15 protein-coding genes are annotated in these 16,375 nt (G+C 67.9%); 7 read left to right on the top strand and 8 right to left on the bottom strand.

All coding sequences use genetic code 11. The features are described from left to right. Nucleotides 1-132 precede the first annotated feature (132 nt). Both C6570_RS05825 and C6570_RS05820 read right to left on the bottom strand, forming a co-directional pair. A complete protein-coding gene (locus tag C6570_RS05825; RefSeq protein ID WP_123812227.1) occupies nucleotides 133-1,032 on the bottom strand; it encodes a DUF7933 domain-containing protein in 900 nt (299 codons plus the stop codon). 481 nt (nucleotides 1,033-1,513) lie between these two features. Beyond that, nucleotides 1,514-3,211 carry a hypothetical protein gene (locus tag C6570_RS05820; protein ID WP_106702375.1) on the bottom strand — a complete coding sequence of 566 codons (1,698 nt, stop codon included), beginning with the start codon at nucleotides 3,209-3,211 and terminating at the stop codon, nucleotides 1,514-1,516. A 264-nt stretch (nucleotides 3,212-3,475) separates the two neighbouring features. Here C6570_RS05820 and C6570_RS05815 point away from each other — a divergent pair, with 264 nt between their 5' ends. The 5 genes from C6570_RS05815 (at nucleotide 3,476) to C6570_RS05795 (ending at nucleotide 7,681) form a co-directional block, all read left to right on the top strand. Further along, nucleotides 3,476-4,633, top strand: a complete 1,158-nt coding sequence (locus tag C6570_RS05815; RefSeq protein ID WP_106702374.1) for a saccharopine dehydrogenase family protein — start codon at nucleotides 3,476-3,478, stop codon at nucleotides 4,631-4,633. Next, entirely contained in the window at nucleotides 4,630-5,061 is a 432-nt protein-coding gene (locus tag C6570_RS05810; protein ID WP_106702373.1) for a DoxX-like family protein, read from the top strand. The genes C6570_RS05815 and C6570_RS05810 overlap by 4 nt, the downstream gene beginning before the upstream one ends. A gap of 18 nt (nucleotides 5,062-5,079) precedes the next feature. Beyond that, on the top strand, nucleotides 5,080-5,541 hold the full coding sequence (locus tag C6570_RS05805) for a DUF2269 family protein (RefSeq protein ID WP_106702372.1): 462 nt from the start codon (nucleotides 5,080-5,082) through the stop codon (nucleotides 5,539-5,541). A gap of 162 nt (nucleotides 5,542-5,703) precedes the next feature. Continuing rightward, nucleotides 5,704-6,876, top strand: a complete 1,173-nt coding sequence (gene tgt / locus C6570_RS05800; RefSeq protein ID WP_106702371.1) for a tRNA guanosine(34) transglycosylase Tgt — start codon at nucleotides 5,704-5,706, stop codon at nucleotides 6,874-6,876. Beyond that, on the top strand, nucleotides 6,848-7,681 hold the full coding sequence (locus C6570_RS05795; RefSeq protein ID WP_245896312.1) for a YiiX/YebB-like N1pC/P60 family cysteine hydrolase: 834 nt from the start codon (nucleotides 6,848-6,850) through the stop codon (nucleotides 7,679-7,681). Before tgt ends, C6570_RS05795 begins: the two co-directional genes overlap by 29 nt. A 103-nt stretch (nucleotides 7,682-7,784) precedes the next feature. On the opposite strand, the gene C6570_RS05790 is transcribed toward C6570_RS05795, so the two are convergent. Both C6570_RS05790 and C6570_RS05785 read right to left on the bottom strand, forming a co-directional pair. Continuing rightward, nucleotides 7,785-8,267 carry a hypothetical protein gene (locus C6570_RS05790; RefSeq protein WP_106702370.1) on the bottom strand — a complete coding sequence of 161 codons (483 nt, stop codon included), beginning with the start codon at nucleotides 8,265-8,267 and terminating at the stop codon, nucleotides 7,785-7,787. 284 nt (nucleotides 8,268-8,551) lie between these two features. After that, on the bottom strand, nucleotides 8,552-8,893 hold the full coding sequence (locus C6570_RS05785) for a hypothetical protein (RefSeq protein ID WP_106702369.1): 342 nt from the start codon (nucleotides 8,891-8,893) through the stop codon (nucleotides 8,552-8,554). Nucleotides 8,894-9,150: 257 nt separating this feature from the next. Here C6570_RS05785 and C6570_RS05780 point away from each other — a divergent pair, with 257 nt between their 5' ends. Together C6570_RS05780 and C6570_RS05775 are read left to right on the top strand one after the other, a co-directional pair. After that, entirely contained in the window at nucleotides 9,151-10,605 is a 1,455-nt protein-coding gene (locus C6570_RS05780; protein ID WP_164675496.1) for a mechanosensitive ion channel domain-containing protein, read from the top strand. A gap of 298 nt (nucleotides 10,606-10,903) precedes the next feature. After that, a complete protein-coding gene (locus C6570_RS05775) occupies nucleotides 10,904-12,475 on the top strand; it encodes a hypothetical protein (protein ID WP_123812226.1) in 1,572 nt (523 codons plus the stop codon). A 131-nt stretch (nucleotides 12,476-12,606) separates the two neighbouring features. Here C6570_RS05775 and C6570_RS05770 read toward each other — a convergent pair whose 3' ends face one another. The 4 genes from C6570_RS05770 to C6570_RS05755 form a co-directional block, all read right to left on the bottom strand. Then, nucleotides 12,607-13,716: a zinc ribbon domain-containing protein gene (locus C6570_RS05770; protein WP_106702366.1), complete on the bottom strand. Its 1,110-nt coding sequence runs from the start codon at nucleotides 13,714-13,716 to the stop codon at nucleotides 12,607-12,609. Nucleotides 13,717-13,793: 77 nt separating this feature from the next. Then, nucleotides 13,794-14,630: a DUF2145 domain-containing protein gene (locus tag C6570_RS05765; protein WP_106702365.1), complete on the bottom strand. Its 837-nt coding sequence runs from the start codon at nucleotides 14,628-14,630 to the stop codon at nucleotides 13,794-13,796. Nucleotides 14,631-14,960: 330 nt separating this feature from the next. Next, nucleotides 14,961-15,500, bottom strand: coding sequence for a hypothetical protein (locus C6570_RS05760; protein WP_245896310.1), 540 nt, complete (start codon nucleotides 15,498-15,500; stop codon nucleotides 14,961-14,963). A 71-nt stretch (nucleotides 15,501-15,571) separates the two neighbouring features. Then, nucleotides 15,572-16,075: a YiaA/YiaB family inner membrane protein gene (locus tag C6570_RS05755; protein ID WP_106702364.1), complete on the bottom strand. Its 504-nt coding sequence runs from the start codon at nucleotides 16,073-16,075 to the stop codon at nucleotides 15,572-15,574. Nucleotides 16,076-16,375 lie beyond the last annotated feature (300 nt).

Here is a 16,375-nt window from a genome sequence, read left to right as displayed (position 1 = left end):
CAAACTGGTCATGGCCCGATCTTACGCAGCAGGGGGCGCATGGCGATTCTGGGCGACCTGCGCCGCGTGTGGGCGCGGCGGTGCGCTGGCAACGTGGGCGGCCGACGCCTGCCCACGCCTGCCGACGCCGCTTTACTGCGCGCGGGCGCGCTTGAGCCCCAGCACCGCCAAGGCGCCCAGCCCCAGCGAAAGCAGGCTCAGCGCCAGTTGCCCCACGGTTGGCACGGGCGCCACCACGGTGAACGTGGCGCTGCCCGCAGCCACGTTGGCGCCGCCGTTGGTGGCCAGGGCGCCGGCAGGCAGGGTGTTGGTCAGTACCTGCGCCACGCTGGTGTCGATCTGCACGTCCAGCGCGATGGTGCAGCCGATGGCAGCGGGCAGCGTGGCGCCGCTGGCCAGGGTGACGGTGGATGCGCCGCTGGTCGCCGTGACGCTGCCCACGCAGGTAGATGCCACATTGGGCGTGCTGGCCACCGTCATCCCGGCAGGCAGCGTATCGACCAGGGCTGCGGTGGTGGTCAGCGGCCCCACGTAACCGCCGGCGGCGTTGCCGGGGTTGGCCAAAGTCAGCGTCAGGCGGCTGGTGGCCGTGCCGCTGCCCAGCGGCGCGCTGGCCGGGTTCAGCGATTTGCTGAGCACGGGCGGCTCCATCTTGGACAGCCGAATGCCGTGAAAGTGGGGCGTGTACAGGCCGCTGGCGCGCTGCCACCGAATGGCGTTGGAGCCCGCATTCAGCGACACCGCGCCCAGGGGCGACCACGCCAGGTTTGACGCGCACCAGCCGCCCGTGGCCGCGCCCAGCGCGTTGGATGCTTGCAGCGCACCATTCACCGACACATCGCCGGGGCGCAAGCTGCTGGCATCCATCGCATATTCCATCTCCAGCATGTACAGGCCGGCGGAAGGCACGGTCATGTTCCACGTGGCGAACCAAGGTCCGCTCTGCGCGTAGCCGGGATATTGGTTCAGCAACATGCCCGTCCAGCAGCCATAAATCGACCCCGGGCTGCTGGGGTCGGTATTGATGCTCATTTGGCCGGACTGGGCTTGGTCCCATTCAGGCCAAGAAAAATTGGGAAAGGACCCACTAATTTGCGACGTGACGGTTTGCGCTTGCACCGCTGTGGCAGCGCCAAGCACAGCGAATGGCACGAGCCAACCCGCCAGGATGTTTTTCATATTCATTTTTCGCCTTCCCGATAAATGATTGCGGGGCATCAACGCGCTTTATATCCAATACCAATGCGCGATCTTGAGTGAACGAAAAGCCAATTTTTTGCGCCACTGAACGCCACCAAACGATGGAGAGCGATTTGGGCCGCCAGCGCAGATGGAACCAGCGCCAGCAGCTCCATAATTCATAGCACCTGATCCACTTGGACACGCAACCCACAGCGCCGCCCTGACACCCCCCTCCGTGTCGGCGCAGTTTATTGTCGCCGCCCGCCGTTTCGCAACACGCAAAAAAAAAACGCCCGGCGACTGGCCGGGCGTTGTTCCAAGCGACCTGCAATTACTGGCGTTTGCGCTGCCAGCCGCCCAAGCCCATCAGTGCCAGCGCCATCAGGCCCAGTGCGAGGGGGCCCGTCGCAGGCACCGGGGTGGCGCGCGCCAGGGTCACGGTGGCGGTGGTGCAGTTGGCCGGTGTCGCTCCGGCTTCGCAGAGGCGGTAGATGAGGTTGTAAGTTCCGTCGGCAAGTGCGCCAGTGACGTTGACGTTGCCGGACGCATCCAGGCTGACGCCAGCGGGCCAGGTGCCGACCTGCGCCAGCGTGGCGTTGGTGGGGGTAGCCGCAGCGTTGTTCACGCTGTCGTTGCCCAGCACGTTGCCCGCGGCGCCGCTGAAGGAGGCGTCCACAGCCAGCGGGTCATTGCCCGCCGAGATGGGGTGCGCGCCAGCCGCGTTGACCTGCACTTCCACGTTGGTGGTTTTGCAGTTGCCGGGCGCAGCCTGCTCGCACAGCTTGTACGCCACCGTGTAGGTGCCCGCCGCCACGCCGCTGGCCACGCTGACGGCGCCCGTGGAGGTGTCGAAAGTGATGCCCGTGGGCCAGATGCCTTCCACCGCCAGGGTGGAATTGGCGCTGGTGGCCGCGGCGGCGCCAACCGTGTCGTTGGCGCGCACGTTGGCTACTGCGGTGCCGCCAGCCGTGGTGACGGTGCCCGAGTCGTAGTTGGCCACCACCGGCGTCAGCGGCGCAGCGCTGACATGCACCGTGACGGCCGCGCCGGCGCAGCTGGCGGGCGTGGTGACCGTGTCGCACAGCGTGTAGCTGAGCGGGCCGTAGTCGCCCGCCGCCACGCTGGCCGCCACATTCACAGCGCCGGTGGTGGTGTTGAGCGTGATGCCCGCAGGCCAGCCGCTGCCTTGCGCCAGCGTGGCGCGGGGTGCGGTGGGAGTTGCACCCGCCAGATAGTCGTTGGTGCGCACGTCGGCCACCGCCGTGCTGGCGCTGCCGGCGGAAACGCTGCCTTCGTCGTCGCTGACAGCCATGACGATGGCGGCGTTGATGGTGCCAGTGTTGTCCATGTAGCACTGGTTGACGCCGGAAACGCCCGCCGCATCGGCAAAGCCGAAGAACAGGCGGGTAGCACCCGTGGGCACCTGCATCGTCTGGCGCTGTTCCGTGCCATTGGGTGTTCCGCCCGCAGCAACCCAGTCCGTTACAGTGCCATCGCCAATAAAAAATGGATTCTTGAGCCCGCGGCTGATAGTCGCTTGACTGAGATCCGCTGATGTGAAGCTGTTGAGCGCGGTCGAGTTGTAGGGGGAAACCGGCGCCAGTGTGGCGCCGTCAAGAAACACGGCCGCCAATGTGCCGTAGCGCCCGGAAAACTGCAGCCCAGGCATGGTGCCCGAGCTGTTGTAAGACACCGTGGCACTGGGCGCAGCGCTGCTTCCTGCATTCTGGTGGCCGTCTGGCGTCGTGCCCGCCGGAAATCCGCCTCCGCCAAAGCTCACGCCAGCATTGGATGTGGTGATCTGGATGGCGCGCAGACCTGCTGGCAGCGTCATGTTGGGCGGGTAGACGCCGTCTCCCAGTCCGATAGAGGGGTTGAAGGTGCAGTTGCCGGTGCTCGGCGTCAAACCCGTGCCGGCATAAAAAAGATTCGACTTGGCGTCGATACTGACCACGAAACTCTGCGCGGCGGCGCCACCAGCCACCCCCATCAGCGCCAGCGAAACGGCGACCTGAATGCCTTTGACCATGAGATTCCCCCTCCAGAGATTTGATTCTGCAGCGGCGGATATTAATCGCAACGTCTTTCTGCGGGTGATGTAGCAGCGCCTAGAGCGAGCGCACTTTTTCGCGCATCCGCACCTGAAAAACCCTGCGGGGTATCCACCCGCGCATGCGCCCGAGGTGGGCGTTTGAGAGAATCGTGCGCGCAATGGGCTGCCACCGGATAACGCCATCGCCGCCCCAGCTGCCGCGTCGGTGAATTCGCTGCAGCGCGCCCAACGCCATCTGCCATGCCCGCACTTGCACCTATTCCCTCGCCCGAGGCGGCCCAGCTGCCGAGCCCCCGCCCGCTCAAGGTGCTGATCCTGGGCGGCTACGGCAACTTTGGTGCGCGCATCGCGCGGGCGCTGGCGGGCGACGCGCGCATGGCCTTGCACATCGGCGGGCGCAGCCTGCCCCGTTCCGAGGCGCTGGCGCGCAGCTTGCCCGGCGGCGCGCGGGCCCTGGCGGTGGACGCTGGTAGCGCCGGCCTGTCCGGCTTGCTGCGCGACGAGGCCATCGGGCTGGTCATCCACACCGCCGGGCCGTTTCAGGCGCAGGGCTATCACGTGGCCCAAGCCTGCGCCACGGCGGGCGCACACTACATCGATCTGGCCGACGGCCGCCGTTTTGTGTGCGACTTTCCCGCCGCGCTGGGTGCCGCGTTTGCCAGCGCCAGGCGCGTGGGCATCAGCGGCGCCAGCACCGTGCCGGCCTTGTCTTCGGCGGTGGTGGATGCGCTGACGGCCGGCTGGCAAGCGGTGCACGGTATCGACATCTGTATTGCACCCGCGCAGTCGGCCCCGCGCGGTGTGGCCACCTTGGCCGGGGTGCTGAGCTACTGCGGCGCACCGATTCGCATCTGGATGGGCGGCCGCTGGCAAAGCGCCATCGGCTGGGCGCAGCCAGAGCGCGTGGCGTTCGCCAGGCTCAAGCCGCGCCTGGGCGCGCTGTGCGACATCCCTGATCTGGAGCTGTTTCCCGCGCACTACGCCGTGCGCGATGCGGTGATGTTCCGCGCCGCGCTGGAAGTGCCGCTGTCCCAGCGCAGCTTTGCCTGGCTGGCCGCACTGCGGCGAGCAGGCGTGCTGCGCAGGCCCGAGAAGCTGGCGGCGCTGCTGCACGCCGTATCGCCGGTGTTGGACCGCTTGGGCAGCGCGCTGGGCGGCATGGTGGTGCAGGTGCGCGGCGAAGACGCGCAAGGCCAGCCCGCGCAGGCACGCTGGGACATCGCCGCAGACGACGACCACGGCCCCGAAATCCCGTGCATGGCCGCCATCCTGCTGGCGCGCCGGCTGGCCGCAGGCGAAGGCCCGGCACCCGGCGCCTACACAGCCACCGGCCTGCTGCCGCTGGATGCGTTCGCCCCCGAATTCGCCCGCTGGGGCATGGTGGTGGATCGCGCATGAGCGGGCTGCGCCCCGCCGCCGTACCCGCCGCCGCGCCCGCGGGCTTGGGCTGGCTGCGCATCAGCCTCGTCTTCGTCTGGCTGTGGACGGCCGCCGTGTCGGCCTGGGAATGGCACGGCCAAAGCCTGGCCCTGCTGGACGCGCTGCCGCCCGCCTGGGCGGGCAGCAAGCCCTGGCTGATTGGCGCGGGCATTGCGTTAGATGCGGCGCTCGGCCTGTGGCTGCTGTGCCGCCCGGGCCGCGCCGCCTACGCCGCCGCGCTGGTGGCCTTGGCGGGCATGACGCTGCTGGCCACCTGGGTACAGCCTTCGTGGTGGCTGCACCCGTTCGGCCCACTCAGCAAAAACGTGCCCATCGCCGCCGCGCTGGTCTTGCTGTGGCGGCAGTCCGCGCGCGAACCTGCGCCCTGCCCCGGTCCCAGTGCCTGAACCCATCTACCAACCGCGATGTACCTGCTGCTGAAAACCATCCACATCCTGTCCAGCGTGGTGCTGGTGGGCACGGGCTTCGGCACGGCGTACTACCTGTTCTTTGCCAACCGCAGCGGCCAGGTGGTGGCGCAGGCCGAGGTGGCGCGGCTGGTGGTGCGGGCGGACTGGTGGTTTACCACCCCGGCGATCATCGTCCAGCCGCTGACGGGCCTGGCCATGGCGCACATGGCCGGCTGGCCACTGGCCACGCCGTGGATCGCCTGGTCGCTGGCGCTGTACGTGATGACCGGCGCGCTGTGGCTGCCGGTGGTCGTGCTGCAGGTGCGCATGGCGCGCATGGCGGCGGCGGCCGCGCGCAGCGGTGAGGCGCTGCCGACGGCGTACTGGCGCTGCGCGCGCTGGTGGGAAGCGCTGGGCTACCCCGCCTTTGCGGCGATGCTGGTCGTGTTCTGGCTGATGGTCAGCAAGCCGGGGTGAGATCGGCGCGTTCATTTCCGAATCAAAAAAGCCTCCAGCGCTAGTGGCACCTGCGCTGACAGCTATCTTTTTTATAGTTATCACACGATCCAGAAGCGGCGCGACCTGCGCCACGCCTGCCCGCGCAGCACCCCACCGCGCGCATCCCCGACAATCTCGGCCATGCTGAATTTCGAGCTTCTGGGCACCGACCCCGCCAGCCACGCCCGCCGCGGGCGGCTGACGCTGAACCACGGCGTGGTGCAAACACCCATCTTCATGCCCGTGGGCACGTACGGCACCGTCAAGGGCGTGATGCCGCGCAGCCTGCACGAGATGGGCGCGCAAATCATCCTGGGCAACACCTTCCACCTGTGGATGCGCCCCGGCCTGGACGTGATGGCGCAGTTCGGCGGCCTGCACGGCTTCGAGAACTGGCAAAAGCCCATCCTGACCGATTCGGGCGGCTTTCAGGTGTGGTCGCTGGGCGAGATGCGCAAGATCAGCGAGGAAGGCGTGAAGTTCGCCAGTCCAGTCAACGGCGACAAGCTGTTCCTGACGCCCGAAATCAGCATGCAGATCCAGACCGTGCTGAACAGCGACATCGTCATGCAGTTCGACGAATGCACGCCCTACGAAACCAAGGGCCACATCACCACCGAGCGCGAGGCGCGCAGCAGCATGGAGCTCAGCCTGCGCTGGGCCAAGCGCTGCCAGGCCGAATTCGCCCGGCTGGAAAACCGCAACGCGCTGTTCGGCATCGTGCAGGGCGGCATGTTTGAAAACCTGCGCCAAGAGTCGCTGGAGCAGCTGGTGGCCATGGACTTCCCCGGCTACGCCATCGGCGGCGTCAGCGTGGGCGAGCCCAAGGAAGACATGGCGCGCATCACCGCACACACCCCGCACCGCCTGCCCGCGCACAAGCCGCGCTACATGATGGGCGTGGGCACGCCCGAAGACCTGGTGTATGGCGTGCAGCACGGCGTGGACATGTTCGACTGCGTCATGCCCACGCGCAACGCGCGCAACGGCCACACCTTCACGCGCTATGGCGACCTGAAAATCCGCAACGCGCGCCACAAGGCCGACCCGCGCCCCATCGACGAAACCTGCACCTGCTACGCCTGCGCCGGCACCAGCGGCGTGCCCTGGGCCGATGGTGGGCGCGAAGGCTTCAGCCGCGCCTACCTGCACCACCTGGACCGCTGCGGCGAAATGCTGGGCCCCATGCTGGCCACCGTGCACAACCTGCACTACTACCTGAACCTGATGCAAGAAATGCGCGACGCGCTGGACGCGGGCAGCTTCAGCGCCTTCCGCCAACGTTTTGCGACCGACCGTGCGCGCGGTGTTTGACCGCCTCAGCCTCCGCCGCTGCGTAGCGCTGGCTGGCATGGGCCTGGTGCTGATCGGCCTCAGCGCATGCGCCGCGCGCTGGGACGCCGCCCCGGGCGACAGCGCGCCCCGGCTGCAGGTGCAAAACCGCTTGCTGCTCACGCCCGCCAACGGCGGCCGGCGCATCGGGCCAGAGGCACTTCGTGCAGGTGATCTGCTTTTATCTTCTGCCAATGGGCTTACTTCTGTCGGCATTCGGCTTTTGAGCGTGACGCCCGTCAGCCACGCCGCGCTGTACGTGGGTGAAGGCCAGGTGGTCGAGGCCGTGGGTTCCGGCGTGCGGGTGCGCAGCGCCGCCGACTTCGTGGCGGAAGAAGCCACCATCGTCGCCTTTCGCCACCCGGCGCTGAACGGCGCGCAGGCCCAGGCCGTGCGCGACTACGCGCTGGCGCAGGTCGGCAAAAAGTACAACACGCTGGGCGTGCTGCTGCAGGCGCCCTTCACGCTGCAGCGCCAGACATGCGAATTGCCCGTGGTGCCCGGCCTGGTGCGCGATTTCTGCATTCGCGGGCTGGCCGCCATTCAGCTGGGCGCGGCGCGCAACGACCGCTTCTTCTGCTCGCAGCTCGTGCTGCAGGCTTACCAGCAGGCGCAGTTGCCGCTGACCACGGCCGACCCGCTGCTCGTCAGCCCCGCCGACCTGCTGCACATGCGCGAAGGCGACGTGCCCTCGGTGCGCACCGAGCAGGCGCTGCAGTACGTCGGCCACCTGAAATCCGAGGACGACGCGCCCGCCAACGCGGCGGTGGCGTCCTCTGGCAACTGAACGGTCACTGAGCCGCAACCGAGTGGCGGTGGCACCGCCATCCGGCGGGCGCGGGCTGGCCGGTTTGCCCGCTGCAAGCCAAGCCAGCCGCGCCGCGCCGCGGTCAGTTGCCCACGTGCATGGTGAAGACCGCGCCGGTGTTCAGGCGGCAGCTGCCCGTGCCCAGCGTGGGCGAATTCATGGTGTATTGGCAAGTCAGGTAGCTACCCCGGTTGCCTGCGCCGTTGGCCACGCCCTCGCGGCCCGATCCTGCCTTGCGCGTGGCCTCGCCCACGAAACTCTCTCCATTGATGCTGGCGTTGAACGTGCCGCGCCCATGCAGGTCGTTGGTGACCGTGCCGTTCACCATGCCGTAGGCGCTGGCCAGCTCATTGGCCGGGTACAGGCGCGCGGTGAACACGGCAGGGCCCGGGGCCGGCGCGGGCACAGCGACAGGCGCCACTGCACCCGGCGCCGTGGCAGGCTGGCCGGTGCGCGGGTCGATCGGCACGACATAGCAACCCGTCAGGCTGGCCACCACGGCGGCCAGCCCTGCGGCGGCGCCCAGACGAGCCAGCGTAGGTCGGACAGCAAACAATGTCTTCATCAAAGTTCTCAATAGCCCAGCACATGCTGGTGAGGCAATGATCCGCAGCCGAGGCCGGCAAGGCATCGAAATTCGCGCATCTGGCTGCGCGAAGACACCTTCGGTATCGCACGTTAATACCTTGGGCAGCCGCAGCGCTTTGCCACCTCCTAGCTCACGGATGAGCATGCATGCGCGCCGCGCCAAAAAGCAAAACGGCCGCATCAAGCGGCCGTTTTGTTGAGAGCGGGAAGCTGACCGGGCCACCTGACCACCCGAAGGCGATCAGGCCAAGCCCCGGTGCATCACTCGCCGGCTTGCACAGCCTGGTTGTGGTACTGCTGGGCCACCGTGGAGCCGTCGAACATGCCCGATGCGGGGCGGTGGGCGATGGCTTCTTGGCGCACAGCTTCGCGGCTGGGGCTGGTGGTGTTGCGGGCTGTGGTGGTGCCGTCAAAGGCGCCGCTGGCAGGGCGTTGGGCCACAGCGTCGTGGCGCACGGTGTCGCGGCTCACGGTCGAGACAGTTTTGCCTTCGTTCAGGAACAGCGGGCCTTCGCCGCTGGCGGGCATCTGTGCCATGGCGTTGCCTGCGAACAGGGCGGTCAGGGCGGCAGCGGTAGCGATAGAAGCGAAACGTTTGGACATGATCTTTTTCCTTGGAAACTTGAATGTTGGCCAGCAACACAGCTGGCGGTGCTGGCTGGGGCGCGGCGGCGGGGTTAACTTCAAGTCCCCGGGGCCAGCGCTGCTGCCATGACCTGTACTTTGCGCCTCGCGGGTGGTTTGAAAAAGGAGCGGGCGGGCAAGGCAGTGTTTCGCCGACGGAAACAATCGCCGGGAACTTCCGGCCGCATACCCTGCCCGCGCTGGCGCTGCAGAGGCCCAATGGCATCATGGCGGCCATGCTGTTTCTCCGCTCTTTTTTCCGCTTTCCCCTGTCGACCGGCCGCTGCCGCAACGCGCTCGCCGCGCTGGCCATGGCCTTGCTGGGCGCGCTGGCCCTGCCAGCCCATGCGCAGAACAAGGGCGCGGCCACGCCGGTCGCAGCCACTGCCAGCACCGCGTCACCCGCCGCGAGCGCCAGCGCAGCGCCCGCCGACCCCAAATTGCTGGAGCAGGCCGAGCGCGCTACGCTGGCCAACGACGAACGCATCCAGATCCAGGTGACGGCGCGGCTGGCGCGCAACGCCGCGTTTCGCAACGTCGATGCGGCGGTGCGCGCCGGCGTGGCGGTGCTGACCGGCTCCGTGCCCGACAACGAAACCCGCGGCATGGCCACCAAGGTCGTCACTGCGGTGGACGGCGTGGTGGCGGTCGAGAACGAGCTGGTGCTGGTGGCCGACTTCGGCGCGCGGGTGCAGGAGACGTGGGAAATCTTCAAGGACCGCGCCGCGCGCATGGTGGCGGCCACGCCCTTGCTGCTGGTCGCGGTGCTGATCGTCCTGCTGACCAACTGGCTCGGCCTGTGGGCAGCCAACCACCTGGGCGCGGTGCGCCTGAACAGCCGCAACCCCTACCTGGGCACCGTGATCAGCCGCTTCGTGCGCACCGGCTTCCTGCTGGTGGGCGTGCTGGTCGCGCTGGATTTGCTGGGCGCCACCTCGCTGGTCACCGCCGTGCTAGGGTCGGCCGGCCTGGTCGGCATCGTGGTGGGCTTTGCCTTTCGCGATACGGCAGAAAACTACCTGTCGGGCGTGCTGCTCAGCCTGCGGCGGCCGTTTGAGCCGCGCGACCACGTGCGCATCGATTCGCACGAAGGCCGCGTGGTGTCGCTGTCCACCCGCAACACCGTGCTGATGACCTTGGACGGCAACGAGCTGCTGCTGCCCAACGCCACCGTGTTCAAGGCCGTGATCCTGAACTTCTCGCACAACCCCCGGCGGCGCCTGAGCTTTCAACTGGCGGTGGGCACCGACCAGGACCTGCAGGCCGCGCAGACGCTGGGCGTCAGCACCCTGGCGGGCATCGCGGGCGTGTTGACCGACCCTGGCCCCAGTGCATCGCTGGACGTGATCAACCCCACCACCGTGGCCATCAATTTCTACGCCTGGGTGGATCAGCGCCAGACCGATTTCGGCAAGGCCCGCAGCGAAGGCATCCGCCTGGTCAAGCTGGCGCTGGACGGCGCGGGCATGGCCGTGCCATCGCCCACGTACCAGGTGCAACTGCTGCCCGCCGCCTCTGGCAGCAGCCCGGCCGAGCCGCCGCCACCACCACCTGCCAAGCCCGAGGAAACAGCACCCTCCGCCGCCGACCTGAAGCCATCGACCGACCTGGACGAGCAGCTGACCCAAGAGCGCGCCCGCAAGGCCGAGGACGACATGCTCAACGCGCCGAGCGGCCCTGCCGCGAAATGACCGAGACGCGCCCCACTGCGAGCAGCGCCACCGACTGACCACAGCCGTCGCCGCGCAGCGGGAGGTGACCGGCGTGGACGCTCCGCTGGCCTGATCTGACCTGCCAGCGGCGGTCGTTCGGCCTGCAACCGAGCGCGGCGCTTTACGGCAGCAGCGCCTTCCTTGCGCTGCGAACGGAAGCTCCCCCGCGCCGCAAGCCAAGGGCGCGACCCTCCCACATCTGCGGTATGTTCGATCAAGGGTGCGGTAGCTAACCTCAAGGCCTCTTTACATTTTCAAACGAATGGAGGCCCCCGACATGCGTACCCAACCACGCTCTGCCCGCTTCGCACTGTCCGCGATCGTGATCGCATCTCTTGCCGCCTGCGGTGGCGGCAACGACGACGACGGCGGCAACACCCCGCCCGCCAGCGAATCCCGATCCGGTGTGGTTGTGGCCGACCAGCCCGTTTCGGGCGTCACGGTTTGCCTGGATCTCAACGCCAACGGCGCCTGCGACACGGGCGAGCCTGCCGCGCAGACCGACGCGCAAGGCGCCTATTCCGTGAAAACGACCGCCGCGCAGTCTTCGGCCTCTGTGATTGCCCTGATGACGCAGGCCGCTGGGGCGTCTTCCCCGTATGTCTTGCGACAGGTGCCCGGCAAAGGCGGCCAGATCAACCCGTTGACGACGCTGGTCGCCGCCGGGGTGGCGGCCGGCATGACCGAGGCTGCGGCGCGCAGCAACACGGCGGTTCAGCTGGGCATTGCCGAGGCGAAGATCGACAACTTCCAGGACGACCCGGCCAATGACCCGGCGCGGGTGCAGGACAACGCGCGGACCATGGCGCGCATGGTGGCGGCCGCACTCCAACGCGGTGCGGTGCTGGAGGTAGGCGACCAAACCGCCGCCTCGGCCGACGCACCCGGCGACCTCGCCAACCTGAGCTTTGGCAGCCCACAAGACTATTACTATCGAGTGATCCACACGCCGGCCAAAGCCGCTGGCGCCACACCCGTCGTGTTCAACGACCTCCGCACGCTGGTCAGCCAAGGCGCGCCGGTGACGGACGTGGCCGCTTCGTACCGCAGCATTTACCTCACCCCCACAGGGTGGAAGCGTTGCAACGCGGCGTCCGCCCACATCGTGACCCGTGGCAACCCCTATCGAGCCACGTACTGCGAAACAGAGGTCACGGCGGCCTACGTCGTGCCAACCGACGTGTCCGGCCAGCGCATGGCAGATGTCGTTACCGCCATGAGAGCCGATGGCGCGGCCAACACGCTCAACACCGACTCCGACGCAGCCCCTTTGCTCAGCGCGGTGGGTGGCGCGGTGTTCCCGGCCAATTCGGCGGTGCGCTCGCGGACCTCTCTGATGTTGAACCAGCACTACCTTGTGAACAACACCAACGCGGACTTCCGCCCCGCATCCGAGGCCACCACGCTGGAAGAATTCATTGCAGCGTATCCAGCCACCAAGGTGAACCTTGCCAACGGAAGGGGCACACGCACCCTGGGCTACGGCGCCACCACCAGCCGCACCCAGCGGTTTGCGTTCACAGGCGTTTCAAGCGCCGTCGCCGGCACCGTCCAGTACTACGACTGCGCACTCGACGCCACCGAAACCAATGTGTCTGACTGCGCCGCCACCGGCACGGGCACTTACACCATCTCCACCGTCAGCGGCAGTCGCATCATGAGCTTCACGGGCTACGCGCCTGCGCCGGCTTACCGCTACGTGGATTCGTATGCCCAAATCACCACCCCCAGCGGCGAACGCATCGCCCGGGTGCGCTCGCCCAAGCTGGATTCGACCTATGCGGCCAGCGCCACCAAGCGCCTGAACCCCACCGCATGGGCAGCGATGAAGTCCACGCTGGGCCTGTAAGGCAATGAGCGCGGGCCGGATTGACCAATCTGGCCCGCGACAGCCTCGATAGCAGGCCGCCCGCAGCCGGCGAGCGCACGCCTGGCGCGGCGGGCGGGCCCCCTGCTCCGCCGCGCCCAAGCGCTGCGCATCTAAACCGCGTTGGCGCCGCCCGGCACGGTGCCCGTCGCTGCGGCCCCCGGCAGCGGGGCCGCTCCGGCATCGGGTTCTGCGGCAGGCGCCCCACACGCCTGGCAAAAGTGCGAGAACGCGTTCTTGCGCGTGTCGCACACGCCGCAGTGGTTGAACAGGCCCATGCCGCAATGCGGGCAGAAGTCGATGCCGGGGTTTTTCAGATCCACTGCGCGCTCGCAGCCGGGGCACACGCCCTTGGCCATGCGCGCCAGCGCCGTGTCGTAGCTGAGTTCGGCGCGGCGCAGCAGGTCGGGCTGGGCTTCGACGGCGCGCTGGCGTTCCAGGTAGTTCTGCAGCGCCACGATGGCCCAGCGCCCCACCAGCGCAGTGATGACGATGCCGACGATATAGCGCACGTAGCCACCATAACTCGGCAAGTAAGGCACCAGTTCAACGAAGAAGGCGAAAAGCGCGAAGAAGATGAAGCCCCACACGAAGGGCCACCAGCGGCTTTGGCGATGGCGCTTGAACAGCCAGCCCGCCACCAGCAGCAGCGGCAGCGTCAGCGCCAGCCGGTAGCCGAACACGCGCAGCTCTTGCGCGCGCAGCGCCTCGTGGTATTGGCTTTGCGCGGCTTCTTCCAGCGTGGTGAGGTCGCGCTGCGCACCTTGCTGGGCCTGCTGCGCGTCCAGCAGCCGTTGTTGCTGGCGCTCGGTCTCGGCGCGGGCCTGGCGTTCGCGGGTTTGCAGCGTGTCCAGCGCCTGGGTGCGGCTGATGACTTCGGGGTCTTGCTCGGCGCGCTCGGTCGCCTTGCGGGTGGCGATCCAGTTGTTGAAGCTGTCGCGCGCGGTGCTCACGTCCGATGCGGCCACTTTCTGCTTGAGCTGCGCCTGCTCCAGCGCGTCGGTGGCGGCGCGCTCGGCTTGTTCGGCCTGCTTCATGTCGGCGTGCGCCTTGGCGGTGGCCGCCGGGTCCATGAAGTCTTCCAGCGAGCGGGTGGCTTCCACGCGGGGCAGGTCGCCCACGATGGTGCTGCCCAGCCCGATCAAGAAGCCGGCGAACACCAGCGCCACCAGCCACAGCCCGCGCTGGAACCATTTTTCAGACAGGCGCAATGCCTTGCTCATACCATTCCTTCGTGTTGTTAGCTACATTTTAAATAGCTGCCAGCGCTTTCCCCAGCTGCGCCAGCGGCCATTTTCGTTCATATCTTGATCATGCCCGCGGCGGCAGTTGGGCGCGCGGCAGCGTCCAGCCTGTCCAGCCAGCTGAGTACCGAATCGGCGGTGACGGTCTGGATCTGGTTGGCAAAGCGCTGGGCGTCCGGGTGGTCGTCAAACGCGACGTTGGCCGACCCCACGCGGCCGCCCAGCCGCGCCAGCGGGCCAATGCGCAGCGTGGCGGGCTGGTAGTCCTTGAGCTTCAGCCACGCCTGCGCCTGGGCGCGCTGGCGCAGGCCGGGCTCGGCCGCCAGGGCCAGCGTTTCAATCGCCCACTGGTTGGACTGCTGGTAGCGCGTGCCCCAGGCGTAGCTGACGATGCTGTAGCGCGGCTGGTGCAGCGTGAGCGCGCGGCCGTTGTCCTGCAGCAGCTGCCACAGGGCGTCTTGCCAGGCGCGGGGCGCGGCGCGCCACGTGGCCTGGTAGCGCCAAAGGTCGTCCAAGAAGAATTCGCCCAGGCCCTGGCGCGTCACCATCGACCGGTCGCTGCCGCACTGGTTGAGCTTGTGCACCACGCGCCACACACCCTGCGGCGTGCGGTAGGCCCAGCCCACGTGCGACCAGGTCTGGCCGTACTTCGTCAAATCCTGCCCCGCGCGGGCCAGCAGCACCACGCGCGTGCCGTCTTGCGCATACGCCGCGTCCAGCGCGGCGGCGGTGCGCTGCGCCAGCGCCATGCCGCGCTCGATCACCTGCGGCGTGGGCTTGGCCGTTTCGCACTGGCGGCCTGCGTAGGCTGCGCCCGTGGCCAGCGCCAAGCCTGCGGCCAGGGTGGTGAGCAGCACAGTACGCGGACGAGGGAGATACGGATTCTTTGCCATGGTTTCAGCTCCTTGATGCCCGCCGCACGATGGCGACGGATGTTCCAGCGAGGCCCGCAGAGGGCGCCAAGCCAGCGAACGCCGTGCTCGGGCTTGCACCGAGCACTGGCGTTGCCCCCCCTCCCGAAGCGCGCAGCGCGAAGAGAGAGGGGAGAAGGCGCGTCAGCGCCTCATACGAATCCGCCCTCAAAAATATAAGAACCGTTCGGGCTGAGCCTGGCCTGTCCTGAGCTTGTCGAAGGGTCGAAGCCCTGCGCGGTGCATGCACTTCGACAAGCTCAGTGCGAACGGTTTCTGACGGATTGAACGCAATTGGGTATCAGGGGGGGGTTACCCCAGTTTTTCGTCATACAACAGCGCTCGCCCCACCGCGTTGGGTATGAAGCACAGCGCCTCGCCCGCTGCCGACAGCACCACCCCGCTGGCGATCACGGTGGTGACCACCGTGGCGCCCACACTCAGCCCCAGGCCGCTGGCCGCCGCGCCCGCCAGCTGCACGCTGGCCGTGGCGCCGTCGCTGGCGCGTTCCAGCACGTAGACCGTGCCGCGCGCCGACACCTGCACCACCTTCACCGTCAGCACCGCGCCGCTGACCAGCAGCGCAGCGGGCACGGCCACCACGGCGCTGGCCGCCGCTCCCGCCACCGACGCACCGCCCACCACGGAGGCCACCGGCAGCATCGACACGCCCACCGACGCCTCGCTTTGCGCCTGCGCCGGCGCCGGGCCGACCGCCGCCAGCAGCACCGCCGTGGCACACAACACGCTGGCGGTGGCGCGGCGCAAGGCCGGCAGCGGGCTGAGCGCGGCGCCGCTGGCTGGTGACGGACGGGGGCCGCGCGGCACGCCTTCAAGGCTTGGGTTGGTCATGATTTTTGCTCCTGATTGAATAGCTGCCAGCGCAGGTGGCACGTGCGCTGGCGGTACTTTTTCTTTGAAAATCACTGGGCCGATTCGGCTTGGCGGGCGCTGTCACCCACGGGGCGCGCATCGCGTCGGCTGCGCCATTCGGCCTCCAGCAGATCCGCCTCTTGCCGGTCGCGCAGCATCTTGGCCAGCGTGAACGCGCCGGTAATCAGGTACAGCCAGCTCACGCCCAGAAAGACTTTGTAGGTGGCGTTGATGTCCATGCGCAGCAGGCCCCAGGCTGTCATCGCCATCGCCAGGCCAAAGCCGCCCCACACCACCAGGCGGAACATGGGCGTATCCGGCACGCGGCGGGTGCTGCCCGGCTGCTGCTGCGCCACCTCGCCGTCGCGCACAAACTTCGACAACACAAAGGCCGTGGACAGGCAGAACAGGTAGCCCATGAACATGAAGGCGCGGTCCAGATCCTGCCCCGGCAGGTAGGCCAGCCCCGTGGCGCACAAGGCCACGGCAATGCCAAAAGACACCCAGACTTGCAGTTGCCAGGGCTTGGAGTCGCGACGGATCAGGTTTTGCATTTCGGTTCCATGAACAGGCGGGTTGAACGTGGAACGGAGTGTGCGGCGGCGCACCTCGCTGCGGGGCTAGGAATGCGACGAGTGTCCTTTAGCGGGTTGTCCGGTACCGTGTGACGGTACTTTTAGGCGCGCCGCTGGCAGTGTTGCCAGCTGCTGGCGATCCGTATTGCGGCGGCGGCAGGTCCAGTTGAACAGCCGCGCTAGCACGCATATCGCTGAAGGCTTGAAAAATGGAGCATGGACCTCTGGCGCTGGAGGTCGCTATCCTGACGGTGCGGTCACACATATGCCGCCCGATGG

This window comes from Ottowia oryzae (genome assembly GCF_003008535.1).
Classification (GTDB): Bacteria; Pseudomonadota; Gammaproteobacteria; order Burkholderiales; family Burkholderiaceae_C; genus Ottowia; species Ottowia oryzae.
This window is presented reverse-complemented; position numbering and strand designations above follow the sequence as displayed.

Bases quoted from the DNA above. Each gene is read 5' to 3' on its own strand.
- C6570_RS05825 (WP_123812227.1), bottom strand. From the start codon at position 1,032: ATGAGCATCAATACCGACCCCAGCAGCCCGGGGTCGATTTATGGCTGC.
- C6570_RS05820 (WP_106702375.1), bottom strand. From the start codon at position 3,211: ATGGTCAAAGGCATTCAGGTCGCCGTTTCGCTGGCGCTGATGGGGGTG.
- C6570_RS05815 (WP_106702374.1), top strand. From the start codon at position 3,476: ATGCCCGCACTTGCACCTATTCCCTCGCCCGAGGCGGCCCAGCTGCCG.
- C6570_RS05810 (WP_106702373.1), top strand. From the start codon at position 4,630: ATGAGCGGGCTGCGCCCCGCCGCCGTACCCGCCGCCGCGCCCGCGGGC.
- C6570_RS05805 (WP_106702372.1), top strand. From the start codon at position 5,080: ATGTACCTGCTGCTGAAAACCATCCACATCCTGTCCAGCGTGGTGCTG.
- tgt (WP_106702371.1), top strand. From the start codon at position 5,704: ATGCTGAATTTCGAGCTTCTGGGCACCGACCCCGCCAGCCACGCCCGC.
- C6570_RS05790 (WP_106702370.1), bottom strand. From the start codon at position 8,267: ATGAAGACATTGTTTGCTGTCCGACCTACGCTGGCTCGTCTGGGCGCC.
- C6570_RS05785 (WP_106702369.1), bottom strand. From the start codon at position 8,893: ATGTCCAAACGTTTCGCTTCTATCGCTACCGCTGCCGCCCTGACCGCC.
- C6570_RS05780 (WP_164675496.1), top strand. From the start codon at position 9,151: ATGCTGTTTCTCCGCTCTTTTTTCCGCTTTCCCCTGTCGACCGGCCGC.
- C6570_RS05775 (WP_123812226.1), top strand. From the start codon at position 10,904: ATGCGTACCCAACCACGCTCTGCCCGCTTCGCACTGTCCGCGATCGTG.
- C6570_RS05770 (WP_106702366.1), bottom strand. From the start codon at position 13,716: ATGAGCAAGGCATTGCGCCTGTCTGAAAAATGGTTCCAGCGCGGGCTG.
- C6570_RS05765 (WP_106702365.1), bottom strand. From the start codon at position 14,630: ATGGCAAAGAATCCGTATCTCCCTCGTCCGCGTACTGTGCTGCTCACC.
- C6570_RS05760 (WP_245896310.1), bottom strand. From the start codon at position 15,500: ATGACCAACCCAAGCCTTGAAGGCGTGCCGCGCGGCCCCCGTCCGTCA.
- C6570_RS05755 (WP_106702364.1), bottom strand. From the start codon at position 16,075: ATGCAAAACCTGATCCGTCGCGACTCCAAGCCCTGGCAACTGCAAGTC.